General features: G+C 64.0%; 23 protein-coding genes. 7 read left to right on the plus strand and 16 right to left on the minus strand.

The annotated features are described in order from the left end of the window. Window positions 1-19: 19 nt before the first annotated feature. Window positions 20-817 carry a GNAT family N-acetyltransferase gene (locus LPW30_RS04430; RefSeq protein ID WP_239680188.1) on the plus strand — a complete coding sequence of 266 codons (798 nt, stop codon included), beginning with the start codon at window positions 20-22 and terminating at the stop codon, window positions 815-817. A gap of 59 nt (window positions 818-876) precedes the next feature. After that, window positions 877-1,728 (plus strand): UDP-2,3-diacylglucosamine diphosphatase, encoded by an 852-nt coding sequence (locus tag LPW30_RS04435; protein ID WP_238624804.1) that lies wholly within the window; start codon window positions 877-879, stop codon window positions 1,726-1,728. Here LPW30_RS04435 and LPW30_RS04440 read toward each other — a convergent pair. The 8 genes from LPW30_RS04440 to LPW30_RS04475 form a co-directional block, all read right to left on the minus strand. After that, the gene (locus LPW30_RS04440; RefSeq protein WP_238624805.1) at window positions 1,701-2,027 is read right to left on the minus strand and encodes a nucleotidyltransferase domain-containing protein; all 327 of its coding nucleotides are present in this window, start codon (window positions 2,025-2,027) and stop codon (window positions 1,701-1,703) included. The genes LPW30_RS04435 and LPW30_RS04440 overlap by 28 nt on opposite strands. 23 nt (window positions 2,028-2,050) lie before the next feature. Next, a complete protein-coding gene (locus LPW30_RS04445; RefSeq protein WP_238624806.1) occupies window positions 2,051-2,491 on the minus strand; it encodes a nucleotidyltransferase substrate binding protein in 441 nt (146 codons plus the stop codon). 65 nt (window positions 2,492-2,556) lie between these two features. After that, window positions 2,557-3,294, minus strand: a complete 738-nt coding sequence (gene phoU, locus LPW30_RS04450; RefSeq protein WP_238624807.1) for a phosphate signaling complex protein PhoU — start codon at window positions 3,292-3,294, stop codon at window positions 2,557-2,559. A 59-nt stretch (window positions 3,295-3,353) separates the two neighbouring features. After that, the gene (gene pstB / locus LPW30_RS04455; RefSeq protein WP_035369605.1) at window positions 3,354-4,205 is read right to left on the minus strand and encodes a phosphate ABC transporter ATP-binding protein PstB; all 852 of its coding nucleotides are present in this window, start codon (window positions 4,203-4,205) and stop codon (window positions 3,354-3,356) included. A gap of 48 nt (window positions 4,206-4,253) precedes the next feature. Further along, entirely contained in the window at window positions 4,254-5,933 is a 1,680-nt protein-coding gene (gene pstA / locus LPW30_RS04460) for a phosphate ABC transporter permease PstA (RefSeq protein WP_239680189.1), read from the minus strand. 16 nt (window positions 5,934-5,949) lie between these two features. Beyond that, on the minus strand, window positions 5,950-8,250 hold the full coding sequence (locus LPW30_RS04465; RefSeq protein ID WP_239680190.1) for an ABC transporter permease subunit: 2,301 nt from the start codon (window positions 8,248-8,250) through the stop codon (window positions 5,950-5,952). A 197-nt stretch (window positions 8,251-8,447) separates the two neighbouring features. Then, window positions 8,448-9,425, minus strand: a complete 978-nt coding sequence (locus tag LPW30_RS04470; RefSeq protein ID WP_239680191.1) for a PstS family phosphate ABC transporter substrate-binding protein — start codon at window positions 9,423-9,425, stop codon at window positions 8,448-8,450. A gap of 138 nt (window positions 9,426-9,563) precedes the next feature. Then, complete coding sequence (locus tag LPW30_RS04475) at window positions 9,564-10,565, minus strand: alpha/beta fold hydrolase (RefSeq protein ID WP_239680192.1); 1,002 nt, start codon at window positions 10,563-10,565, stop codon at window positions 9,564-9,566. Window positions 10,566-10,702: 137 nt separating this feature from the next. On the opposite strand from LPW30_RS04475, the gene LPW30_RS04480 reads away from it, so the two are divergent. Further along, on the plus strand, window positions 10,703-11,800 hold the full coding sequence (locus LPW30_RS04480; protein ID WP_239680193.1) for an AI-2E family transporter: 1,098 nt from the start codon (window positions 10,703-10,705) through the stop codon (window positions 11,798-11,800). A 38-nt stretch (window positions 11,801-11,838) separates the two neighbouring features. Next, window positions 11,839-13,629 (plus strand): GGDEF domain-containing protein, encoded by a 1,791-nt coding sequence (locus tag LPW30_RS04485; protein WP_239680194.1) that lies wholly within the window; start codon window positions 11,839-11,841, stop codon window positions 13,627-13,629. On the opposite strand, the gene LPW30_RS04490 is transcribed toward LPW30_RS04485, so the two are convergent. Genes LPW30_RS04490 through LPW30_RS04505 form a run of 4 tightly spaced genes read right to left on the minus strand, consistent with a single transcriptional unit; the run spans window position 13,613 to window position 16,615 of the window. Then, complete coding sequence (locus LPW30_RS04490; protein WP_025282501.1) at window positions 13,613-14,338, minus strand: GGDEF domain-containing protein; 726 nt, start codon at window positions 14,336-14,338, stop codon at window positions 13,613-13,615. The two genes, LPW30_RS04485 and LPW30_RS04490, sit on opposite strands and share 17 nt — an antisense overlap. 1 nt (window position 14,339) lies before the next feature. Then, window positions 14,340-14,732: a DUF1987 domain-containing protein gene (locus tag LPW30_RS04495; protein ID WP_025282502.1), complete on the minus strand. Its 393-nt coding sequence runs from the start codon at window positions 14,730-14,732 to the stop codon at window positions 14,340-14,342. A gap of 22 nt (window positions 14,733-14,754) precedes the next feature. Continuing rightward, a complete protein-coding gene (locus LPW30_RS04500; RefSeq protein WP_238624814.1) occupies window positions 14,755-15,321 on the minus strand; it encodes a SiaB family protein kinase in 567 nt (188 codons plus the stop codon). Window positions 15,322-15,331: 10 nt separating this feature from the next. Further along, window positions 15,332-16,615: a SpoIIE family protein phosphatase gene (locus LPW30_RS04505; protein ID WP_239680195.1), complete on the minus strand. Its 1,284-nt coding sequence runs from the start codon at window positions 16,613-16,615 to the stop codon at window positions 15,332-15,334. Window positions 16,616-16,875: 260 nt separating this feature from the next. Here LPW30_RS04505 and LPW30_RS04510 point away from each other — a divergent pair, with 260 nt between their 5' ends. Beyond that, window positions 16,876-17,211: a type II toxin-antitoxin system PrlF family antitoxin gene (locus LPW30_RS04510; protein ID WP_238624817.1), complete on the plus strand. Its 336-nt coding sequence runs from the start codon at window positions 16,876-16,878 to the stop codon at window positions 17,209-17,211. Further along, window positions 17,208-17,705: a type II toxin-antitoxin system YhaV family toxin gene (locus LPW30_RS04515; protein WP_239680196.1), complete on the plus strand. Its 498-nt coding sequence runs from the start codon at window positions 17,208-17,210 to the stop codon at window positions 17,703-17,705. The genes LPW30_RS04510 and LPW30_RS04515 overlap by 4 nt, the downstream gene beginning before the upstream one ends. Window positions 17,706-17,764: 59 nt before the next feature. Here LPW30_RS04515 and LPW30_RS04520 read toward each other — a convergent pair whose 3' ends face one another. Continuing rightward, window positions 17,765-19,132, minus strand: coding sequence for a YhjD/YihY/BrkB family envelope integrity protein (locus LPW30_RS04520; RefSeq protein ID WP_025282507.1), 1,368 nt, complete (start codon window positions 19,130-19,132; stop codon window positions 17,765-17,767). A gap of 142 nt (window positions 19,133-19,274) precedes the next feature. Here LPW30_RS04520 and LPW30_RS04525 point away from each other — a divergent pair, with 142 nt between their 5' ends. Beyond that, on the plus strand, window positions 19,275-19,775 hold the full coding sequence (locus tag LPW30_RS04525; RefSeq protein ID WP_239680197.1) for a peroxiredoxin: 501 nt from the start codon (window positions 19,275-19,277) through the stop codon (window positions 19,773-19,775). 589 nt (window positions 19,776-20,364) lie between these two features. Here the strand turns inward: LPW30_RS04525 and LPW30_RS04530 are convergent. From LPW30_RS04530 to LPW30_RS04540, 3 genes are read right to left on the minus strand one after another with little or no spacing between them, the layout of a single operon-like run. Beyond that, entirely contained in the window at window positions 20,365-22,161 is a 1,797-nt protein-coding gene (locus LPW30_RS04530; protein WP_239680198.1) for a complex I subunit 5 family protein, read from the minus strand. After that, window positions 22,158-23,699: a proton-conducting transporter transmembrane domain-containing protein gene (locus LPW30_RS04535; protein ID WP_239680199.1), complete on the minus strand. Its 1,542-nt coding sequence runs from the start codon at window positions 23,697-23,699 to the stop codon at window positions 22,158-22,160. Before LPW30_RS04535 ends, LPW30_RS04530 begins: the two co-directional genes overlap by 4 nt. A 1-nt stretch (window position 23,700) precedes the next feature. Then, window positions 23,701-25,158: a complex I subunit 5 family protein gene (locus LPW30_RS04540; protein WP_239680200.1), complete on the minus strand. Its 1,458-nt coding sequence runs from the start codon at window positions 25,156-25,158 to the stop codon at window positions 23,701-23,703. Window position 25,159: the final 1 nt, after the last annotated feature.

Below are 25,159 nucleotides of genomic sequence, written 5' to 3' on the forward strand. Positions count from 1 at the left end.
GGGCGGGAAAGCAGACGACATGCAAACAGCGATCCTCAACGAAGGTCAATGGAACCTGCCCCGGAACATGCTCCGGGCGGATGTGGCCCGGGATGACGCGGACATCATGGCCTCGCAGCGGCTGCGCTATCAGGTGTTCGCCGAAGAGATGGGGGCCGAACTGAGTCAGGCCTCGGTGATCTGCGGCCTGGATCAGGACCGGTACGACCGCTATTGCCACCATCTGCTGGTGCGCGACACCCAAACCGGCGCTGCCGTGGCCAGCACCCGCATCCTCCTGGATCAGCAGGCCCGCCTGGCTGGCGGATTCTATTCCGAGAACGAATTCCAGCTGGGTGAAGTGGCCCGACTTGAAGGCCGCGTGATGGAGGTGGGACGTACCTGCGTCCATCCGGATTATCGCAACGGCGCCGCCATCGGCGTGCTCTGGGCAGGCCTCGCCCAGTTCATGTCACGCCATCGCATCGACCACCTGATCGGCTGCGCCAGCATCCCCATGCAGGATGGCGGCCACCAGGCCCATGCCATCATGGAGCGGCTGCGGGAAAAATACCTGGTGCCCGAAGCGCTGCGGGTCATGCCCCGACTGCCGCTCCCCCCCTGCCCCCCTGCCCTGCCCGAGCAACCCCTCATGCCACCCCTGCTCAAGGCCTATCTGCGCCTGGGGGCCCGCACCGGCGGCGAACCTTGCTGGGACCCGGATTTCAGGGTCGCGGACGTCTTCATCCTGCTCAAGCGTGAAGACCTGCCTGCGCGCTATCAGCGGCATTTCATGCGCACCGCCCCTCATCGTCATCCCAATGCCATCCACCCTTGATCCGACGGTCATGTCAGGCGGGGATAATCGGCGCAGACTCCAAACGGGACATCCTCATCATGGCCAGCATCCACTGCCGCAGCATCTTCCTCTCCGATGTCCACCTGGGCACGCGCCAGTCCCGGGCGGATTATCTGCTGGACTTTCTCGAGTCCACCGAGTGCGAGTCCCTCTATCTGGTGGGTGATATCTTCGACCTGTGGAGCATGAAGCGCAGCGTTTACTGGAGCACCGATCACAGCGCGGTGATCCAGTGCATCCTGGACAAGGCCCAGGCGGGCACGCGGGTGATCTACATCCCCGGCAACCATGACGAGGCCCTGCGGGCGTTCGTGGGCACGGTGTTCCAGGGGGTGAGCGTGCAGCGTCAGGCGGAGCATGTGACCGCTGATGGGCGTCGCTTTCTGGTGAGCCACGGGGATGAGTTCGACACCCTGGTGAAGCACAACCGGCTGGCCAAGGCGCTGGGGGACGGAGCCTACAAGGTGCTGCTGCGCATCAATCAGGCCTACAACGCCTGGCGCATGCGCATGGGGCATTCGTACTGGTCGTTATCCGGGCATGTGAAGACCCGCGTGGGCAAGGCCCGGGAGTATATCCGGCGATTCGAGGCGGCGGCGGCCGGCCGGGCTGCCGAGCGGAACTATGACGGCTACATCTGCGGCCACATCCACAAGGCGGGGATCGAGCGCATCGATGGTGTGCTGTACTGCAATGACGGTGACTGGGTGGAGCACTGCACGGCGTTGCTGGAGGATTTTCAAGGCAATATCCGGCTCATGCACTGGTCCAATCACAGCCGGGAGGAGGCGCTGCATCGGGCGCCGGCCCTCACCCCAACCCCTCTCCCGCCTGCGGGAGAGGGGCTCAAGCCTGCTTTCCTTCAGTCTCGGGCGAGCTCGGGGCTATAGTTCGACCGCTGCGCTGCGCAAAACAGTGTCTGCCCCACGCGCTCGATATGGGACTTCAAGTCGGCATCATCGATTTGCTCGTACAGCGAGAGGTCGATCTTGTATGGCAGCAACAGGTCGTCGAGGTCCAGTTCCAGCTGGTTAAAAACCTGCCAATCGACGCAGCCCAGGATGGTGAGGTCGACGTCCGACCCAGGTCGATGGGTGCCCTTGGCGCGCGAGCCGTAAATGATGACCTCGCGCACCTGCGGATAGCGCTCGAAAACGCTGCACAGCTTTATCACATCATTTTCGGTCAACCCGAACCGCCCTGCCGACATGATCAATGGCCCCCAGGTTCGGACTTCTGGTCATGGGCCAATTCAGCAAACGTCTGTGCGAGTTCACGAAACAGGGCAGCATAACGCTGACGCACATGGGCCAGGATTTCATTGGCAGTGGCCTCATTGTAGGTATGCACTGTGCGGTTTCTGTCTTGCAGCATCGCCATCCAGCCGTGGCCATCACTGATCAACTGGCGATTGAAGGCCTCCCGTATGGCATCCCTGGAACCGGATACCCGGGCATCGCCCTGCCAGAGGATGTAGTCGCGCAGCAGGTTCCAGGCCAGTTCGTAGGTGAACTCAAACGCCTGGATGGTCCCCTGCTTTTCCAGCTTGCTGAGCGGCCGTTGCTCCATCAACTCCAGCGCTTCCAGCAATTGCGCGTGCGCCTTGTTGAAATTCGCAAACCGTTGCTGCCAGCGGATGTCCTGGTCGTTCATCGTACCTCCTGTCCGGGCCCTCCAAACTAGCAGAACCCGCCGCTGGCGTCATTCTCGGCACCCGGCTACTGCGACTCCCCCTCCGGCTCGCCTCCCCGGGCCACCTGTTCCATCTCATCCAGGCTGATGTGCCTCACATCCTTGCCGCGGACCAGGTAGATCACGTATTCGCACATGTTGCGGGAGTGATCGCCCACGCGTTCAAGGGCGCGGATGGCCCAGACCACGTCCAGGGCCCGGGAGATGGTGCGCGGGTCTTCCATCATGAAGGTGATGTGCTGACGCATCACCGCCTCGTAGTCCCTGTCCACGTTGACATCCTCCCGGGCAGTGGCCACCGCGGCATCCACATCCAGACGGGCAAAGGCATCCACGGCGTTGTGCACCAGCTGCGTCACCTTTTCTCCCAGGGCCTGCACGTCACCATATTGATTGCGCGGACGATCCTTCTCCGCCAGATGCACTGCCATGCGGGCCACCCGTTCAGCCTGGTCTCCGATGCGCTCCAGGTCGGTGATGGTCTTGATGATGGCCAGGATGAACCGCAGGTCGCTGGCGGCCGGCTGATGCCGGGCCAGGATCTCGGAGCAGTGCTCGTCGATGGCCACCTCCATGCTATTGACCCGCACATCTTCCTGGATCACCTCGTCCGCCAGGGCCGTGTCTGCCGTGGTCAGGGCCTTCACGGCGTTGGCCACCTGCCGCTCCACCAGGTTGCCCATGTTGAGCACACGACGCCGCAGGGTCTCCAGCTCTTCGTTGTACTTTTCCAGGTAGTGACCACTCAGACTGCTCTGATCCATCGCCGTGTGCCTCGATAAAATGCTGTATCAAATGATGACTGATGACCGTGCCCGCGACGTTAACCGTAGCGACCGGTGATGTAGTCTTCCGTGGCTTTCTTTTTCGGGTTGGTGAACAGGGTCATGGTGTCACCATATTCCACCATCTCGCCCAGGTACATGTAGGCCGTGTAGTCGGAAACACGGGCGGCCTGCTGCATGTTATGGGTCACGATCAGGATGGTGTAATCCTCCTTCAATTCATAGATCAGTTCCTCGATCTTGGCCGTGGAGATGGGGTCCAGGGCCGAGGCCGGCTCATCCAGCAGGATGACCTCCGGCTCGATGGCGATGGCGCGGGCGATCACCAGGCGCTGCTGCTGACCGCCGGAAAGGCCAAAGGCATTCTGGTTCAGGCGGTCCTTCACCTCATCCCAGAGGGCCGCCCCGCGCAGTGCGCGCTCCACCACTTCGCTCAGTACCTGGCGGTTGCGCACCCCCTGGAGCCGAAGCCCATAGGCCACATTCTCGAAGATGGACTTGGGGAAGGGGTTGGGCTTCTGGAACACCATGCCCACCCGGCGGCGCAATTCGGCCACGTCCACCTTGCGGTCGTAGATGTCCTTGCCCTCCAGGCTGATCGAACCTTCGATCCGGCAGGCGTCCACCAGATCGTTCATGCGGTTGAAGCAACGCAGCAGGGTGGATTTGCCGCAACCGGAGGGGCCGATGAAGGCGGTCACCCGGTTGGCGGCAAGTTTCAAGGAGATGTTCTTCAGCGCCTGTTCCTCGCCGTAATAGAGGTTCAGGTCCTTCACCTCCAGGGCAATGCGCTCATCGGACAGCTTGAGGCGCTTGGCGTTGGGGTTCTCGAACAGGCTCGAGGCAATGCCGTGGCTCGAGGCCGGCGCGCTGTTGTCGGTCTGGGTCATTGTGGCATCCATTGGCGTCATTCTCTGTATTCAGGCCTTGATGGCGGATCAATCGGACTCGCTGCGGTACTTCTCGCGCAGCCGGTTACGGATGCTGATGGCCGTGAGGTTCAGCATGACGATGAGCACCACCAATGTCATGGCCGTGGCGTAGACCAGCGGCTGGGCCGCCTCCACATTGGGGCTCTGGAAGCCCACGTCAAAGATATGGAAGCCCAGGTGCATGATCTTGCGTTCCAGGTGGATGAAGGGGAAGTTGCCGTCGACGGGCAGGGTCGGTGCCAGCTTGACCACGCCCACCAGCATCAAGGGGGCCACCTCGCCGGCCGCCCGGGCAATGGCCAGGATCAGCCCGGTCATCATGGCCGGCGTCGCCAGGGGGACCACCACCTTCCACAGAGTCTCGGCCTTGGTGGCCCCCAGCGCCAGACTGCCGTGACGGATGGTGCTGGGGATGCGCGCCAGCCCCTCCTCGGTGGCCACGATCACCACCGGCAAGGTCAGCAGCGCCAGGGTGAGCGAGGCCCAGAGCAGCCCCGGCGTACCGAAGGTGGGCGATGGCAGTGCCTCCGGGAAGAACTGCTGGTCCACGGCCCCGCCCACGAAGTAGACGAAGAACCCCAGACCAAATACCCCGAAGACGATGGAGGGTACCCCGGCCAGGTTGTACACCGAGATGCGTATCATGCGCAGCAGCGGCCCCTGGCGGGCATATTCGCGCAGGTAGATGGCCGCCAGCACCCCGAACGGGGAGACGATGATGGACATGACGAACACCATGGTCACCGTGCCGAAAATGGCGGGCAGGATGCCGCCCTCGGTATTGGCTTCGCGCGGATAGCCGCTCAGGAAGTCCCAGAACTGGGCCACGTACAGGCCCATCTTGGAGACCACGGACATGTCGTTGGGCTTGACGGCGCGGATGATCTGGGCCAGTGACAAATCCACTTCCCGACCATCCGATACCCGGGCCACCAGGGTGTCCCGGCGCACGTCCTGATAGAGCGTGTCCAGGCGCTCCTGCAACACGGCAAACTCTTGGTTCAGTTCGGCGCGACGGGCTTCAAGCTCCGCCATGGCCTCTTCCTGAGTGGCGCGATCGATGCGCCCGGCACGTCGGTCCATCTCCAGGCGGCGCTCATCCAGACGCACCCGTTCCATGCGCTGGTTGACGCTGCCGATCTCGCGCCGCTCGATGCGGCGGATTTCGTCGAAGATGTCATTGGCGCGCGCCACCCGTTGCTGAAGCGCCGGCCACAGGTCATCCCCCTCGGCCACCGTGCGGCCCGCCTCCATCAGGCGGACCGGATAGCCGAAGAAGTCCCCCCTTTCCCGTCGCTCCAGGCGCATGGCGTCCGCCGGGAAACGCCATTCCTCCATCCCGGTTTCCGGATACCAGACGAAGTCACGACCCCAGACATCCCGGTTGCCCTGCTTGATCAGGTGGCGCGTGACCACATTGATCTCCCGGGGGATGTCCACGCCGGCATCCCTGAGCACCTCGGCGGGCAAGGTCTGGGAACGGGACAGTTCGCCCATCACCTGAACCTGCCGGCCGTCCGGCTGGGTGACCGTGGTCTCCAGGATGGGGGCCGGCCAGAAGTGGGAGAACCCGCGCACCAGGATCAGCGACAGCAGCCCCACCACCATGATCATGCTGATGGCGATGGCGCCGGCGTTGAGCCACACCCAGGGAGAACCGCTTTTAAACCATTGCTTGAGTGTCATCGTTCAGGATTCCGGCCTACAGGTTGCTGTAACGCTGGCGCAGACGCTGGCGCACGATCTCGGCGGCGGTATTGAGCACGAAGGTGAGCACCAGCAGCACCAGGGCCGAGAGGAACAGGATGCGGTAATGGGTGCTGCCCACCGCCGTTTCGGTGAGTTCCACGGCGATGTTGGCCGACAGGGTGCGCATGCCCTCGAAGATGTTGAAGTTGATGACCGGCGTGTTGCCCGTGGCCATGAGCACGATCATGGTCTCGCCCACGGCGCGACCGAAGCCCATCATCACGGCGGCAAAGATGCCGGGGCTGGCGGTAGGCAGGACCACGCCCACCACCGTCTGCCAGGCCGTGGCCCCCAGGGCCAGGGAGCCCTGGGTGAGGTGCCGGGGCACGGTGTAGACCGCATCCTCGGCAATGGAGAAGATGGTGGGAATGACGGCAAAGCCCATGGCGATACCCACCACCAGGGCGTTGCGCTGGTCATAGGTGATGCCCATGTCGGTGAGCCACTGGCGGGTGCTGCCATCGAAGAACCACACCTCCACCATGGGGCTCAACTGGACACACACCCACACCATGAGCAGCACGGCGGGGATCAGGATGAGCATTTCCGTCCCCACGGGGATCCTGGCGCGAATCGCCTCGGGCAGGCGTGTCCAGGCAAACCCCACCGCCAGCATCAGCAACGGCAGCAGAATGAAGATGCTGAACACCGCCGGAAGATGAGCCTCGATGAAGGGCGCCAGCCAGAGACCGGCGAGAAAGCCCAGGATGACCGTGGGCAGGGCCTCCATGACCTCGACGGTGGGCTTGACGATCCCGCGCAGGTGGCGCTGCATGAAATAGGCCGTGTAGATGGCCCCCATGATGGCCAGCGGCGTGGCGAACAGCATGGCGTAAAAGGCCGCCTTGATGGTCCCCAGGGTCACCGGCACCAGGCTGAATTTGGGTTCGAAATCATCCGTGGCCCCGGAGGACTGCCAGGTGTAGGTGGGCTCGTCACGCCCCTCGTACCACACCTTGCCCCACAGGGCGCTGAGGGAAACCTCCGGATGGGGGTTGCGCAGGGTCATGGGCAGGATCTGGCCGTCGGGCCCCAGCACCAGCAGGGCCCGATTCACCGGCGACACACCGATGGCCTGGATGGGCCCGTCCAGGATGGTGTCCTGCATCAGCGTGCGATTGGACGTGGCATAGTGAATGCTCAGGCCGCCGGCCGCATCCCCCACCAGGAAGCCCTTGCGGCCCAGTTCCGGCGAGATGCTGGCAATGGGCGCCGGTTGCGACTCGAAACTGCGCACATGCCGCAGACGGCGCACGTTCTCCTCATCCCGGGCCAGAAACCACTGGGTGAGGGATCCATCCGATCCGCCGACGATGATGGACTGGGTGCCCACCAGAAACTCCATGGCGGTCACGTCATGGTCATCTCCCACCACGCGAACCGCCTCCACCCGGCGCGGGTTGCTCGGGGTGGACACATCGTAATAGTGAATGCGTGACTCATTGTCCGCCACGAACACGGCGCGGTGATCCGCGTCCACCAGCACGCGACGTGTCACACCAGGGGGCGATGGCAGTTCATAGGCACTGTGATTGATCCGGGTCTCGCCGGTGAACACGTTGGTGGAGGTGCGATACAGGCTGAAGACCAGGCGGTTGTCGGCGGTGAGGCCGGCGATGGCAAAGCCGCGGCTACCCTCCTGGATGGCCACCTGGATCAGCGGTTCCCCTCGAGGGTCCATGACCACCGGATCCTCGCCCAGAGGAAAGGTGAGCTTGGGCTCGATGTGCCTCACATTGTCCGGGTAGGTCAGGTCGTAGTCGTGTCGCGCCACCACAGCCGTACCGTCGGACAAGCCATAGGCCACCAGACGCTGGCGCGCCTCGGCGGCGGAAAAACTGGTGATGCGCGCCTCTGCTGGAATGGGCAGGTCCACCGAGTTGCGAACCTCGCCATCGGGCGTCTCGAAGAAGGTGGCCACACCGTCGTCCGAGAACCGTACCCCCAGTTCCTGATAACGCTCCATGGCCAGGTGCAGGGTCTGCGCCGCGGGCTCACCGGGGATCTGATAGCTCTCATGGGGCGTGACATCCGCCGGCAGGAGCATGGGAACCACTTCATAGAAGAGGTAGACGAAGATCAGCCCCAGGGCGACCACCACCCCGATGCCACCGGCACCCACGCCGTAGCGGGACACGCCGTCCTTGAAATAGCGCCACTTCCTGAGCCGGGCGCGCTTGTCGCCACTGGGCAGAAGGGCGACATCCCGGGGGCTTTCGCCACCCCTACCGATGGCCGGGTTGGTTGTGCTCATGGTGCTCGTCGTCTTGATGAGGGAAAAGACGGGGTGGCGCCCCAGCGGGGCCCACCGTATCGGCGCTCACGCTAACCCACGAACGTGACAGTTTCGTGACGGCGTCATGAAGCGTGAACGTGTAAAAGAACCAGGGCCCCGCGAGTGGCGGGGCCCTGGCTGGGGTGGCGGGCGTGGAATGCCCACCCTGCCCCGCTTCACTCGAGACCCAGCTCGGCGCGCATGCGACCGGCCACCGACTCGGGCAGCGGCACGAAGCCGTCACGCGCCACGACTTCCTGACCCTGCCTGGAGAGCACCATTCTCAGGAACTCACGCTCCAGCGGGGGCAGACCATCGTTGGGATGGGCGTTGACATACAGCATCAGGGAACGGGCCATGGGGTAGTCGCCGGTCAGGGCATTTTCCGCATTGGGCTCGAACAGGTTGTCTTCTTCCTGGCCCAGTTTGATGGCCTTGACGCCGGCGGTCTGATAGCCGATGCCGGAGTAACCGATGCCATTGAGGGACTCGGTGACGCCCTGCACCACGGAAGCGGAACCCGGCTGCTCATTCACGTCATCGCTGAAATCACCGCCGCACAGGGCGTGCTGGCGGAAGAAGCCGTAGGTGCCGGACACGGCATTGCGACCGTACAGCGCGATATCACGGCTTTCCCAGCCACCGCCGAGACCCAGCTGACCCCAGCGGGTGACGCGCTCATCGGCGCCGCAGCGGCGGGTTTCCGAGAACACGGAGTCCACCTGGGCCAGGCTCATGCCTTCGATGGGATTGTCCTTGTTCACGAACACCGCCACCAGGTCGATACCCACGGCCACTTCGGTGGGCGGATACCCATGGCGCTCCTCGAAGGACTGCTTCTCGGAGGAACGCATGGTGCGGCTCATGGGACCGAAGTTGGCGGTGCCCTCGGTGATGGCCGGCGGCGCCGTGCCCGAACCGGCACCCTGGATCTGGATGTTCACATTGGGATAGAAGCGATTGAACTCCTCGGCCCACAGGGTCATGAGGTTGTTCAGGGTGTCGGAACCGATGGAGGACAGGTTGCCGGAGATACCCGAGACACGCTCGTATGTGGGCAGGTTCGGGTCGACCTCACTGGACTGGACGGGGCCGGCCATCACCAGCGCGGCGGACACGCCGGCGGCGACAAAGGCTTTCTTGAGGTGCTTCATGACATTCCTCTTCTCACGGGATGGATGGCAAGACAACCGCCACCCCAGATAATCCGGGGCGGAAACCGGTTTTGACGAGGGAGAGTATGGGAAGCGGGAGTGTCGTCTTTGTGAAAGTAAGATGACGTTTTGATGACATCACCGGGAAGACTGGGCCTCGAGGAATCCCAGCACATCCCCCAGCACCCGATCCCGGATGCGATCCTCCTCCATGAGCAGCTCATGGCGGGCACCGGGATAACGGATCAGGGTGCATCGGGTCAGCAGGTCGCAAAATGACGGGTGTCGTTCTGCCACCACCAGCCGGTCGGCGGGGGCGGAGAGCAGCAGCACTGGGTGCTGGATGGTGTCGGCGGCCTTGCGCTTGATGAGACGCCGGGAACGCAAGGCCTGATCCAGCCATCCCCAGGTGACGCCGCCGAGCGCCAGTTCGGGGCGTTCCCGGAAGTGATCATGGTGAACCGACCAGCGCGCCAGGCTGCCGGTGACCGGATTGCCGGCAAACCGATGTCTTTTGGGATCGTACGGTCCCTGTCCCAGCGCGTACCACTCCCCCAGCCCAAGGCCCACCGCCAGGCGCGCGATGCGCTCGGCCAGCCAGACGGGATAAGGCCCCGTGTTGGGCAATAGCATGGGCGCCGAGAGGATGAGCGCATCCACAGCACCCACATCGCCATCCACCAGCGCTCGCAACGCCAGGTGGGCACCCAGGGAATGGGCCAGGATGACCCGGGGCCCGTGATCCTGGTGGGCCTGATCCGCCATCCAGTGCAGCAGATCGGCGGCAGCCACGCCAAAATCGTCATGATGAGCACGATGCGGATCCGCCTGGGGGCGCTCGGAGAGGCCCTGGCCGCGCCATTCAAGAAGTCGAACCCGCCAACCCTGCAGGGCCGCCCAGTGGGCGAGTTCGTCGTACTTTTCAGCAAACTCCTGGTATCCCGGGAGCAGTATCAGGGTACCCAGGCTCTGCCCGTCCGGGTGCCAGACGGCCTCGCGCAGTGCCGTGCCGTCGGGGGCGGTCCAGCGTTCAGTCTCCATGGACAGGGCCGATGACCATGGCAGGCTGCAAACCCCGGCGATCAGGGCAATGCCCGCCAGATGCCCCAGCCCTGAGTCAAGAGGCCAGGGACGCCGCATCCCGGACCCCGGTCATGCGACAGGGCACACACCCCTGCCATGTCATCGCATCGTCGTCGGGATGTCGTCGAGCCAACATGCGGTCGTGGCACCCTCGGATGATCGCGCCACCCCGGCGGGACGCTTGATAAAGGCTCATGTTCACTCTCCTTCGGGAATGGTATTCCCGCCATTTTTCCAACCCTCAGGTCTTCGTGCTGGCGGCCTTTCTGGTGATGGGGCTCGTCGTCCTGGTGCTGGCCGGGCAGTTGCTTGCCCCCCTGCTCGCCGCAGTGATCATCGCCTATCTGCTCGAGTGGGCCGTGCACGCCCTGGAGCAACGGGGCCTGCCCCGGCTCCTGGCGGTCACCCTGTGCTTCGTGCTGTTCCTCGGCGTCATGCTGGGTGTGGTGCTGGTGGTCGTCCCCATCCTCATGCAGCAAATCGGGCAGCTGGTCAGGGAGTTGCCCAGGATGATCCTGGAAGGCCAGCGTATGCTGCTGCAGTTACCAGAAAATTACCCCCACATGGTGACCGAGGATCAGGTGCGGGAGGTGATGGGTGCCCTGCGGGCGCAATCCATCGTTCTTGGCCAAAGGGTGTTGAACCTCACGCTCATGTCGGCCATGCAGATGATCAACCTGCTGGTGTACCTGATCATCGTGCCACTGATGGTGTTTTTCCTGCTCAAGGACAAGGCGCTGATACTGGCATGGTTCGCGAGCTTTCTGCCACGGGACAGCGGTCTCGTCCAGGTGGTCTGGCAGGAGGTCCATGTAAGGATCTCCAGCTACGTGCGGGGCAAGTTCATTGAAATCGTCATTGTCTGGGGCGTGACCTATCTGGTGTTCTGGATGCTGGGCCTCAATTACGCCCTGCTGATCTCCCTGTTGGTGGGCCTTTCCGTGCTGATTCCACTGGTGGGGGCCATCGCCGTCACCTTGCCGGTGGCGCTGGTCGCCTATTTTCAGTGGGGGTTCAGCGCCCCCTTCATCCACGTGATGCTGGCCTATACCGTCATCCAGATGCTGGATGGCAATGTGCTGGTGCCGCTGCTGTTCTCGGAGATGATGAACCTGCATCCCCTGGCCATCATCGTCGCGGTCATCATCTTCGGAGGTCTCTGGGGGCTGTGGGGCGTCTTCTTCGCCATCCCCCTCGCCACCCTGGTGAATGCCGTGATTCGCGCCTGGCCGAGCGGGGAGGTTCTTGAGCAGTCGTCACAGCCCTGTCACCAGAACACGATAAGCTCCTGATTGAGCTGCTAACCAACCGCAGACCTATCGGAAGCCGAATGTCCAGTTGTCAAACGCTCGACCACATCATCGCGGGCGGGCATCTTCATGCCTTGTTTCAACCCATCGTCGACATGAGGGATGGAAAGGTGGCGGGCTATGAGGGGTTGATCAGAGGGCCTTCCGACAGCCCCTGGCACGCCCCGCAAAAGCTCCTGGCGGAGGCCCGGCGACAGGGACGACTGTTCGAACTGGATGTGCTTTGCCGGGAGGTGATCCTCGGGCAGTTTGCGCACCTGGGGCTTGCGGGCAAGTTGTTCCTGAATGTGACGCCCGACGTGTTGCTGGACCGCAAGGCCATACACGGGGTGACCCTGCGGTTCCTCAAAGAGGTCGGCATCCCACCGGATCGGGTGGTGATCGAACTCACCGAGCAGGAACCCATCATCGATTATTCCATCATGCGCGACGCCGTGCGGCATTACAGGGACATGGGGTTTTCCATCGCCCTGGACGACCTGGGTGCCGGCTACAGCAGCCTGCGGCACTGGTCCGAGTTACAGCCCGAGTACGTGAAGATCGACATGCATTTCGTGCAGAACGTCGACCGCGATGACGTCAAGCGGCAGTTTCTGCGCTCCATCAACGAGATTGCCCACGGCCTTGGCACCCGGATCATTGCCGAAGGGATCGAGACCGCGGCGGAATACGAGGTCATTCGACATCTGGGCATCCCGCTGGGGCAGGGCTACCATATTGCCCGGCCCGCGGCCGAGCCCACCCTGGCCGCTGAAAGGCCTCGACACGAGCGATCGTGGGACCCGCAGGACTGGTTCCCGGCACCCCGCAACCGGGCCCAGGAACTGATCCACCCCAATCCGGTGGCCAACCCCAACCAGACGCTGGCGGACACGGTGGCGCAATTCCAGACATCACCGGATCTGCACTGCCTTCCCGTGGTGGACAGGGGTCGACCTGTCGGCATGGTAAGACGCCATGAGCTGCTCATGCTCTACTCCCAGCGCTTCACCCGCGAACTGCATGATCGCAGTCCGCTGCGCTATTTCATGCGCGTGGATCCGTTGCTGGTGCCCGCCGATCAGCCCCTGGAAGAGTTGAGCGAGGCCATCTCCGCCCATGGACAGGTGGATCAGGAATTCGTGATCATTGATCCGCACACCGGCGACTACCTGGGGGTCGGCTGGCTGGTGGAGCTTCTGAAGAAGCTCACCAAGCTTCAGGTGCATTACGCAAGATATGCCAATCCGCTCACCCAGCTACCGGGCAATGTGCCCATCAACGAGCACCTGGACGGGCTGCTGGGAACCCACCAGCCCTTCACCGTGGCCTACTGCGACCTGGACCACTTCAAGCCCTTCAATGATCATTATGGTTACGCCCGTGGCGACCGCGTGATCCGTGCGCTGGGGGACCTGGTGCGCAGGTTGCCCAGGCGGCAGGGGGATTTTGTGGGGCACGTGGGTGGCGATGACTTCATCCTGGTCTTCAACGGGGAAGGAGAAGGGCACGCGCGGTGCAAATGGCTGCTGGAGGCCTTTGCTGAGCAGGTGGGGGAGTTCTACGATGCAGGCGACCGGGCAACCGGAGGGGTCACCTTGCTGGATCGACAGGGACGACCTCGCTTCTTTCCTTTGCTGAGCCTCTCCATCGGGGTGGTACCGGTGGACCCCGGCCTGTTCGAGTCGCACCTGGACATCGCCCAGCGGGCCAGCGAGGTCAAGCGTTGTGCCAAGCAGAAACCCGGGAACACCCTGTTCGTTGACCGCCGCCTCGGCAGCGATCAACAAGATATCGTGACGGACAAGCCCCCGGTCAGGCGTCTGGGGTGATCCAGTCCGCCACCGTCTCGATGCGATCCCGCCCCAGGGACTTGGCCCGGTAGAGGGCGTCGTCGGCACAGACGTAGAGCGTGTCGAAACGGGTGCCGGGGGCGCTGGCAGCCGCGCTCATGGAGGCTGTGACCCGCAGTCCCGGGTGAGCGGGCTCCCGTATATCCCGGATACCGCCACAGATGTCCTCGGCCAGATGCAGCGCGCTGGCCCAGTGCCCATGGGGCAGGAGGATGGCAAACTCCTCGCCACCCAGGCGCCCGCACAGGGCCTGCCCGGGCGCCCGTGCACACAGTACCCGGGCCACGCCGACGATCACCCTGTCGCCCACCGGGTGGCCGTAGCGGTCATTGACCTGCTTGAAGTGATCGATGTCCAGCAGCAGCAGGATCACCGTCCCGGAGGCCATCAGCGAGACCGTTTCGCCAATGAAGGTTTCGCGGTTGAGCAGCCCCGTGAGCCCATCGTGCCGGCTTCTGAAGGTCAGCTCTTCGGTGAGCTCCCGCAGTTTCTGATTGGCCCGGTTGAGTTCACGTTCGGTACGGTCCGCGTGGTTGATCAGCCGACCCGTGTCGCGAATCATGCGGTCGAAGGCCTGGGCAAGATCCGCCAGGGCACGGTGGGCAATCTCGCCGTTTCCCTGTTCCAGGGCCTCTTTGGCCCGGCTCAGAGCGGCCTTTTCCCGGGCAAACAGGTCGGGCGCGGTCATCTCAGAGTGCCTGTGTGGGCAGGGAACGAAAATCGATATCGGGGAAGTCCTCGGCCAGTTCCTGTCCGAACTCCAGGATGGTTTCATCGTCCTCGTCATGAATCCAGTTCAACCGGATGTGATTACCCCGGACGATGGAATAGTTGAGCATGTCCACCAGATTGAAGAGCATCTTGGTGCTGGAACTGTTGAAGTACTTGAGTTCGATGGTGACCTGGATCTCGGTGTCCTTGCAGCCCTCAAGGAACGCCCGGGTGCGCTCCAGGATGTCATGGTAGAAGGCCACGGCACTCTCTGGGTAGGACTCCCCGCGCAGGCGCAGATGACAGGCCTCGAAATCGAAGTCCACCTCCGGGGTGTCCGGGCTGGCGGGAATGTAAAGACGATTGTCCATCGGTGTGTTCTCCCATTGAACATCAAAGGTAAGCGCGCAGCGTGAGTGTGAGATCGCCCGTGGGATGTTCACCGATCTCGTAGTCGATGGGTGCGGTGCTGTCCCGGGCAATGGTGAGCAGCCCAAGGCCTGCGCCCTTGCTGTTGGCCGGCGGTTCGGCGGCGCGCAGTTGCTGGCGGTAGGAACGCTTGATCTCTTCCCGGGACATCTCCCGCAGGGCGGACAGGGTCTGCTGCAGCTGATCGGCCCATTCGCGGGTGACAGGGTTCTTGCAGATGATCTGGAACCGCTCGCCAGAGCGGCAGATGCACACCGACCCGGCACGTATCTCCCCGGCCGACGCATCATCCGCATGCAAGGGATCGCTGGAATAGTGGATGATGTTCTGCGCCATCTCGATGAAGATGGAAAACAGCTTGCGCCGGGTGCTGCCCGAAGTCTCGCTGGCTTCCAGCCGCAGCTTCACTGCGTCGCCGATGGCATGGATGATGTTCTGGGAGAAATCCCCCACGTAGTAGAAGATCAGGTCGCCGTTTTGCCGTGCGCAGTCCTGGGGCTTTTCGGCACAGATGCACAGTGCTTGATTCATTGGGGAAACCTCAGCAGGAAGGATGTCCGGGCAATGCCAGGGCGATGAGGGTGATGTCGTCACGGGGAGGCTCGTCCCCGCGATAGTCGTCCAGTGCCTTCTCAAGAGCCTTGCCCTGCCCGGACAGGCTCAGGTCGCGTGTGTCGAGCAGGCATTGGCGCAGGCGCTTCTTGCCAAAAGCGATGCGCTTGTCGCCACCGATCTGGTCGATCACACCGTCACTGACCAGGTAGAGCCTTTCTCCGGGCTGGCATTCCAGCGTCTGGTTTTGCCACTCCTGATCCCAATGGATGCCCGTGTAACCCACCCCCGCCCGGTCGCCCTTGACCATCTCGCACTGCCCCTGCGTGCCGGGCATCAGGCGGAACAGGGGCATGTGGGCACCGGCATGACGAATCTGCTGTCTGGTAGCGTGGTAACGCAGGATCGCCCCATCCAGACCATCGTCGGAGTTCTCCAGTCGATGGGCGTGGCGGTCGCAGCCCATCTGCTGATTCAGGCTCTGCTTGATACGGCGATTCATGGCCTTGAGCAGGGCCGCCGGGTCGTCCGGACCGTGTTCGGCAAGGGCCCGTTCCAGGGCCGCGACGGCGATCAGGGTCATGAAGGCACCTGGCACACCATGGCCCGTGCAGTCGAACAGGCCCACCAGGAATCCGTCGGACAGAGGCAGGAAGTGGTAGAAGTCGCCGCCCACCACATCCCGGGGGCGCCAGCACAGCCAGTGCTGTTCCGGCAGAGCTTCGGCCATGGCCTGACAGGAGGGCTTGAGCAGTGACGACTGCAGGATGCTGGCGTAATCGATGCTTTCTCTCAGCTGCCGGTGCTGTCGCTCCTGGAGTTCCGTCATCGCCTGCATCAGATCCAGCATCTGACCCACACCCACGTATTCGCCATCCTCCACCAGAATGAAGCCATCGACGAACACCTTTTCGCCGGCCTGGATGGCCAGTGATGTCAGTTCGTGAATGGGAAGGCCGGCCTCCACCACCAGAGGGCTCTTGTCCATGAAGGCAATGCAGCTCTGCCGGCTGTACAGCTCCGGATAGAACGGTTTCGCCATCATGTTGTGGAACAGGCTGCGATTGATCAGCCCCATGGGACGCTGCCCGAAGGTGACGGGCAGATTCTGCAGGGCCCGATCCGCGGCGAAGCGCTCGGCGATCTCCTCGTTGGTGTGTTCCGGATGGGCCGGCTCCACATGAACGAGCAGATCCCGGCCAATCCGGCGATCCATGGGCGTGCCGCGGTGATCAACCCGCTGAGGGGGTCGCGAGGGAAGCGTGCTGGTCATGACGTCTCTTGGGTGAGGTCTTGGCAAGACCCCACGACTGGTTCACCTGAGAATCAGAGTCGCCATGTTAGAGACGGAGTATGACAGGGGTTTGATAGGCGCGGCTCGTGGCGACCGTTCATCACCGTGCCATTAACGTACGTCGGACAGCCCTGCGGGCCTCCTGGCTGAACAACGGGCAGGCGGCTTCATTGACCAGGCAATGCGAATGCATTACCTTCTTCCCGTAACCCTTGCAGTGCCGCCGGGCGGAGAACGACATGAACACGACCATTGAAGCTGACTCCACTCTGACAGATCGCTACCAGACAACGGTGCCGGCAACGGTTCGTCATGCCCTGAAGCTGAAACGCCGTGACCGGATCCACTACACCATTCGCCCGAATGGGGAAGTGGTGCTCTCACGTGCGAGTGACGAGTCCAGCCGAGATCCCGTGATGACCAGTTTCCTGGCCTTCCTGGAGCGCGATCTGCAGGAGCATCCGGAAAACATTCAGGCGGTCACTGCCAGCACATTTGCCGAGGCTGAGCGTCTCACGTCAGGCGTTGAAGTGGATATGGACGAGGTGTTGCCAGAGGATGACGACGACGCATGACCCCGCTGAAGGTGAACGGATGGACCATTTACGCCCATCCACTGTTCATTGAACAGGTCGAAATGCTCACCGAAAAGGTGAAACGACTCCAGGAAAAGGATCCCGTTGGATATCGCGGCAAACCAGCCACCAAGCGCCTTGCAGCCATCGTGAAACTGGCCTTGAACGACATTCCCCAAGATCCCTCGGGGCCTCAGTACCGTCAAGGGAACACCCTCGGCACGGAGCACAGCCATTGGCGTCGGGCCAAGTTCTACCAGCAGTACCGGCTGTTCTTTCGCTACGACCTCGCCAGCAGGATTATCGTTTACGCCTGGGTGAACGACGAATCCACCAAGCGCGCCTACGACAGCAAGCATGACGCTTACGCCGTCTTCCAAAAGATGCTCAGGGAGGGTCATCCACCCGATGGCTGGCAAACCTTACGGGAGGCAGCCATGAGCCATGGCGAGCGCTTCAGGGCGCTTCTGGGTGCAGCAGACGATGACCGTTGATGATCAGGCCATCTGCCGCGCCAGATCGCCGTAGATCAGTCGTTCGTCATGGATTTTCCTCAGGTCGAGGCGGCCTGCCCGGGCGAGACTCCATCTTCCTTCTTCGGCTGCTGATGCACCAGATCACGCAGTGACTGACTGGCCAGGGCGCCATCCAGCGCCTGTTCCATCTCCTGGCAGACCCGGGCCACCTGGTCATCCAGGCTGGGCTCCTGCTCGCCGGGAAGGGAGTTGCCGTAGCCCCGCACCGCATCGAGGATATCCTTGAGCGCGATCTGGCCCAGGTCCCGCCCCGGCAGGTAGCGGGTGGGGTATTTCGATGTGGGGACCAACAGCCCCGCCTTCTCCAGGGCCTGCAGCACCCGGTCCAGGGCCTCCTCGGGCAGACCCACATGATGCGCCAGTTCCCCGCGGGACAGGGGCTCACCGCCCTCATAGAAACGCGCCCCCAGGATCTGCATCAGGCGCAGCGCCAGACGCTCCTGCAGATTGCCTGACAGGGTGGCCGAATCTCCATCGGTGATCAGCAGATAGGTGGGATTCTGCAGGTAGAAGGCCACCTGCGACCCCACCAGCAGGATCAGCCAGTTCAGATACAGCCAGAACAGCAGCATGATCATGATGGCAAAGCCGGAATAGATGGCGTCGTACCGGGTGGAGCCCGCCATCATGGACGCAAACCCCCATCCCACGCTCTGCCAGAGGATGGCAGCCACCAGCGCACCGATCAGTGCCGGCAGCGGCCGCACATGGGTGTTGGGCACGAACACATAGATGAACGTGAAGGCCAGGGTCACCAGAAGGTAGGGCACCAGCTTGGACAACAGTTCCACCGACTGACCCACGACCCCGTATTCCATGGCCTGCTGCACGATGTCGGTCGCCATCACCGTGCCGGTGATCCCCAGGGCGGAAAAGACCAGCACCGGCCCCACCAGGATCACACTCAGATAATTGGAAAACTTCTGCACGAAATTGCGGGGCGTGTGCACGTGCCAGATGTAGTTGAAGGCCGCCTCCACCTTCTGGATCAGCCCCACCACCGTGAAGAACAGGAAGATCAGGCCGATGAACCCCAGCACCCCCACGCGCATGTTCTCCACGAACTCCACGACGTTGGCAACCACCTCCTCCCCCTGCTCCCCCAGGGGCTCCAGCAGCGTGAGCAGGAAGGGCTCCACCGCATTGTGGGCACCAAATGCCTTGAGCACGGAAAAGGACAGCGCCAGCAACGGCACCACGGACAGCAGGCTGGTATACACCAGACTCATGGCATGCAGATTCAGCTGACCGCCGGACACCTCCCGGCCGATGCCCATCATGGCCCGCACGGCACCCACCGACCAGGCCTGGGAGCGGGACATCCGCCGGATATCCCCCTGCTCCACCATGCGTTTGATCTGCAGGGACTGTTCCTTGATCTTCATGGTCAGGTATCTTTCAGGTGGCCAATGCTGTCAGGATACAAGCCACGACAGGATCAAACCATACCGGCCCGGGCCGACTGGCCACTCATCATAAGTCGCCTCTAAAATGCCGGGCTTCGCAAACCCCAAGGAGGAGCCAGCCATGACCATCCAGACCGGTGACCCGATTCCCGAGGTCACCCTGCGCATCATGACACCCGCGGGGGACCAGCCCATCTCCACCTCGGAGCTCTTCACCGGTTTCCGGGTGGCCCTGTTCGCCGTCCCCGGCGCCTTCACCCCCGCCTGCTCCGGCATCCACCTGCCCGGCTTCATCGCCCGCCATGATCGGCTCAAGGCGGCTGGGATTGAGAGGGTGATGTGCGTGGCGGTGAATGACATCTTCGTGCTCAATGCCTGGGGAGAGATCCATGAAGTGGGCAACCGCATCCTCATGGTCGCCGACGGCAACGCCGACTTCACCCGAGCCGTCGGCCTGGACGTGGACGCCTCCGGCGGCGGCATGGGCACCCGCTCCCGACGCTATGCCATGATCGTGGACAATGGCCGGGTGGAATGGCTCGGCGTGGACAAGCCCCGGCAGGTGGTGGAAAGCTCCGCCGACGCCGTGCTTGAAGCGCTGGGTGCGAAGGGTGAAACCTGAGGACTCAGCCACCGACAGCAACCAATGCTGAGTCACCTCAGCGGGGCCCAGGGCACCCCTTTCGCGGGCAAGGCCCGCTCCCACAAGCTCACACAATGCCCAACCCAGGCACCCAGAACGAAGCCTCAGCGGCCGAACCCCCTCAGCGGGGGCGGGTTCCTGGAGGCGGGTGTTCACCGCATGGATGCGGTGGCCAAGCCTACAAGGACGTATTCACGGCGTCCCGCCGCAAGGAATGCGGCCCCGATGAGGGGAGCCACCACCGAAGCACACCCCGGGCACGCCTTTCGCGGGCAAGGCCCGCTCCCACAAGCTCATACAATGCCCAACCCAGGCACCCAGAACGAAGCCTCAGCGGCCGAACCCCCTCAGCGGGGGCGGGTTCCTGGAGGCGGGTGTTCACCGCATGGATGCGGTGGCCAAGCCTACAGGGACGTATTCACGGCGTCCCGCCGCAAGGAATGCGGCCCCGATGAGGGGAACCACCACCGAAGCACACCCCGGGCACCCCTTTCGCGGGCAAGGCCCGCTCCCACAAGCTCACACAAGACCCAACCCAGGCACCCCAAACCAGACTACATCAACAACCTCACCCCAACGACAACGCCAGCACCAGGAACACCCCCAGCACCAGCCCCAGGAAAAGTACCCCCATCACCTCCCACTGCACCATCCGGCGCTCCCCCCGGACCGCCCAGGCCAGTACCCCGTTCCAGAAACCCCGGACACCCTCACCCAGCAACTCCATGACCCCATCCCAAAGGGAATGAACCCGCCCCGGCACACCCCCGAAGACCCGTAACCACCAGCCACCCAGGCGCTCCAGCGGCACCCACACATCGCCCTCAGGAATCCATCCCGGCATGCCCCAGCCGCGCCAGCGGGCCACCGCCCAGCCCAGCAGACCGACCACCAGCCCCAACAGCATCGGCCAGAGCACCGACCACAATCGATAGGCATCCAGCGAAGCCTCCGTCCAGTCCGGCACCCAGAACCACGGCAACAGCACACCCGCCACCACCAGCACCAGCCAGGGCATCGACATCGACAGCGGCAGGGGCCGCGAAGGCCCCCGCTCACGCAACATCACCGCCACCAGCCGCACCATCAACAGTGTCGTCCCCGCCGCCGCCAGCGTCAGCACCCACAGCACCACCGACAGATCCGCCAGCGGCCCCTCCATGGGCACCTTCAGGGCCGTCTTGGCCACCCAGCCCGAAGTCAGCGGCAAACCCGCCAATGCCAGCGCCGGCAAACCCACATAGGCCAGAATCCACGGCCCCCGCACCCGGCCCGCAATCCCCACACACAGAAACAGCGCCCCCTTCGCCAGACCATGATGCATCGCATAAAAGCCCACCGCCGCCATCAGGACCGGCGCCAGGGCAGGCACCTGGATCGCCACACCCAGCCCCGCAATCATCAGCCCCATCTGACTGATGCTCGAATACGCCAGGATCGTCTTCGGTCGCGACTGGAACACCCCGGCCACCACCCCGAACCAGGCCCCCAGCAACCCCAGCACCACCAGCAGATCACCCACCCAAAGCGTGGCCTCTCCTTCGGGCAGCAGACGCATCCACCCCAACAGACCCGCCTTGATCATCGCCCCCGACAGCACCGCACTCGCCGGCGTCGGCGCCGCCGGATGCGCCAGCGGCAACCACAGATGCAGGGGCAACAGCCCCGCCTTGATGCCCAGGCCGATGAGCAGCAACGCGGCCGCCAGAGGACTGGCCGGGGCCTCCGAGGCCAGTTCCGCCAGGGAATGCCCGCCCGCCCCATGCACCAGCAGCACCAGCCCGGAAAACAGCGCCACCTCCCCCAGCATGGTCATGCCCAGGTAAACCCAACCCGCCCGCCAAGCCTCCCGAGTGCGCTCATGCACCACCAGGCCCACCGACGACAGGCTCATGAGGGCGAAAAAGGCGTAGAAGACCATGGCATCGCCCGCCAGGATCAACCCCAGATTGCCCGCCATGGCCAGCAGGAAAAAGACATGAAAGCGCACCAGTCCCGGCTCTGTGGGAGCGGCCCCCGGCCGCGAATGGCGGTGCTCCGAACCTATCAGCCTCGCGGACACGCCCGCTCCCGCGCTGCCCCCCAGATATCCCTGGGCAAAGACCGCCGCCGCCCCCCACAGCAGTGCCGTGACCAGCAGCAGCCCCCGCCCGATGGGATCCAGGGCCAGTTCCGCCCCCAGGAGCACCGCCGAATACTCCGCCGATGCCCCCACGGGCAATAACACCGCCCCCAGCAACGCCGGCAACACTGCCAGCGGCGTCAGGCGCCAGAGGGCACCCCGCCCGTCCAGGGCCAGCAGGAAGGCCAGCAGCAGCGGCATACCGGGGATCAAAGCCAGCCAGGGAGCGACGGCCGCGCTCATGGATCCACCTCCTCGAACACGGCACGCCAGATGTGCTCATAGCCGTATTCGAACTCCACGATGAAGGTCACCCAGTACAGGGGACTGATGCTCAACGAGGCCAGCAGCCCCATACCCAGGGCCATGGCCGCCACCGCCAGCGTCGGCAGCAGCAGCATCCAGTGGGTCTCCAGCAGACCGTCGCGGAAACGATCCTGGGACCAGTGATGCTGGGGCCGACCGAACCAGCCCGCCAGGATCGGCGGCAGGAAATACGCCGCATTGAGCAGGCTGCTCACCAGCAGCACGCCGATCACCCAGCCCTGCCCCACCTCCAGGGCCCCCATCCCCAGGTACCACTTGGTGATGAACCCGGCCATGGGGGGTGCCCCGATCATCCCCAGTCCTCCCAGGGTGAAGGCGGCCATGGTCCAGGGCATGCGCCGCCCCACCCCCCGCATCTCCTCGATACGATGGATGCCCAGCGTCTCGGCAAAGTTGCCAGCGCAGAAGAACAGGGTGATCTTCATCACCCCCTGATGCACCAGGTGCACCAGCCCCCCCACCGCCCCCACCGGGCCGGCCAGGGCCACGCCGATGATGATGTAGGACACCTGGCTCACCGTGGAAAAGGCCAGCCGACGCTTGAGATCCTGGGTGAACAGGGCCCGCACCGAGCCATACAGCACCGTGAGGATCGCCAGCCCCATCAGCGGCAGGGTCATCCCCATGTCCGCAGCCAGCTGGATGCCGTAAACATCATTCATCACCCGCACGATACCGAAGGCCCCGGCCTTGACCACCGCCACCGCGTGCAGCAGGGCACTGACCGGGGCCGGCGCCACCATGGCCCGGGGCAACCAGCTGTGCAGGGGCAGCAGGGCCGCCTTGACCCCGAACCCCACCACGAACATGAGGAACAGCAGGGTCAGCGCCCACTCATGCTCCGGGTAAAGATCGCGCAGATAACCACCGGCCGTGAAATCCTGACTGCCCGCCAGCACCGTCAGCCAGACCACCGCCGCCAGCAGCACCGCTCCGCCGATCAGCGTGTAGGCCAGATAGATACGCCCGGCACGGAAGGAATCCGGCGTGCCCCGATGCACCACCAGGGGCCAGGTGGCCAGGGTGAGGATCTCGTAGAAGATCAGCATGGTGACCAGGTTGCCGGAGAAGGCGATCCCCACCGTGGCACTCACGCACAGACTGAAGAAACCGAAGAAGCGGCTGCGCTTGGGAGAATGCTCCAGATAGCCGATGGCATAGATGGTGGTCACCAGCCAGAGCACCGCCGAGAGCGTGGCGAACAGCAGGGACAGGGCGTCGGCGGCCAGCACCAGATCAATGCCCGGCAACAGGTTCAGGGTGAAGCTGTAGGTCTTGCCATCCCGGTACACGCCCACCAGCAGGCTGATGATCAGCGCCAGCTTGAGCCCGGCTCCGCCCAGGTTGAAGAAGGTACGCAGGGCGAACTGCTGCTCGCGCAGGAAGAAGATGACCAGCCCCGGCACCAGGGAGGTCATCAGGATGATCACCAGCAGAAAGCCACCCGGTTCCATGTCACAGACCTCCCGGACCGGTCACGGTGGCATCCAGCAACTGCAGCGAGGCGGCGCCGGCGAACCCCAGGGCGATGGAGACCAGGGCCATGCCCAGGGTGGACCATTCCATGATCCCGGCAATGGGGCGGCCGGGGCTGCCGCGCCCCGCCAGGAAGGCCGGACCCAGCAGGCGAAACACATAGGCCCCGGCCAGCAGCCCGCCCACCACGACCACCACGGCCCAGGGCCACACGTCACCGGCGATGGCGGTCTCCACCAGCAACCACTTGGCGATGAAGCCGCCGGTGAACGGCAGGCCCACCAGACCGGCGCCGGCGATCCCCATGGCAAAGCTGCTGATGGGGCGCCCCCGCATCACATCCGCCAGTTCGCTCATCCGGTCGTGCCCCGCCGCCCTCTGCAGGGTGCCGGCAGCCATGAACACGGTGGCCTTGGCACAGGCATGGGCGGCGGCGAAGAACACCACCGCCCGCCAGCCGCCCGGCACCGCCAGCATGAAGGGAAAGAAAAGGGCCAGGTAACCCACCTGGGCCACGGTGGAGTAGGCCACGAAAGGCTTGAGCCGATCCGCCGCCATGGCCATGATGCCGCCCCAGATCACGGCGGCACCCCCCAGCCCTCCCATGAGCACGCCCAGGGCCGGTGTGGCCAGGTCCGGGAACAGGGTCAGCCACAGGCGCAGCATCAGGTAGAAGGACACCTTCACCACCAGGGCCGAGAGGATGGCGCTGGCGGCAGCCGGCGCACTGCCATGCCCCGGCGCCAGCCAGCCATGCAGGGGAAAGAGCGCGGTCTTGGCCATCAGCCCCACGGTCATCAGGGCCGCCACCATCATGAGCAGGTGGCCGGGGGTGACATGCTCCGCCAGGGTGATCAGATCCAGTACCCCGTAGGCGCCATAGAGCAGGGCCACCCCCATGAGATAGGCCAGGGAGCCCAGCAGGCTCAACAGCAGGTAGCGCATGGAGGCCACCAGGGCCGGCCCGCCGCTGGCCAGGGCCACCAGGGCCACCGAGGCCAGCACCACCAGTTCCAGGGTGACGTAAAGGTTGAACACGTCACCGGAGAGATACAGGGCGTTCATGGCCGCCCAGAGCCACAGCCACAACACCCAGAAACGGCCGGAGCGCTCATCTCGGCCCACGTAGCCCAGGGCGTAGAGGGTGACGAACAGCCCCACCACCGATGTGAGCAGCAGCATGAAGGCCGCCAGTCCGTCCAGGACCAGGGCGATACCCAGAGGGGCCTCCCAACCGCCCAGGGCATGGATCTCCGGACCCTGCCACCACACATGCAGCGCGCCGCCCAGGGTCGTTCCCAGGGTGAGCAGGGCCACCACCAGTGCCACCCAGCCCCCCGCCCGGGGCCACAACCCGGTGAGCAGGGCCCCGACCAGGGGCACGATCACGATCAAGGCTGCCCAGGACAGCCCGCCTGTGAGGCCGGCGATGGGCATG

The organism is Ectothiorhodospira variabilis, assembly GCF_022227625.1.
GTDB classification, from domain to species: Bacteria; Pseudomonadota; Gammaproteobacteria; order Ectothiorhodospirales; family Ectothiorhodospiraceae; genus Ectothiorhodospira; species Ectothiorhodospira haloalkaliphila.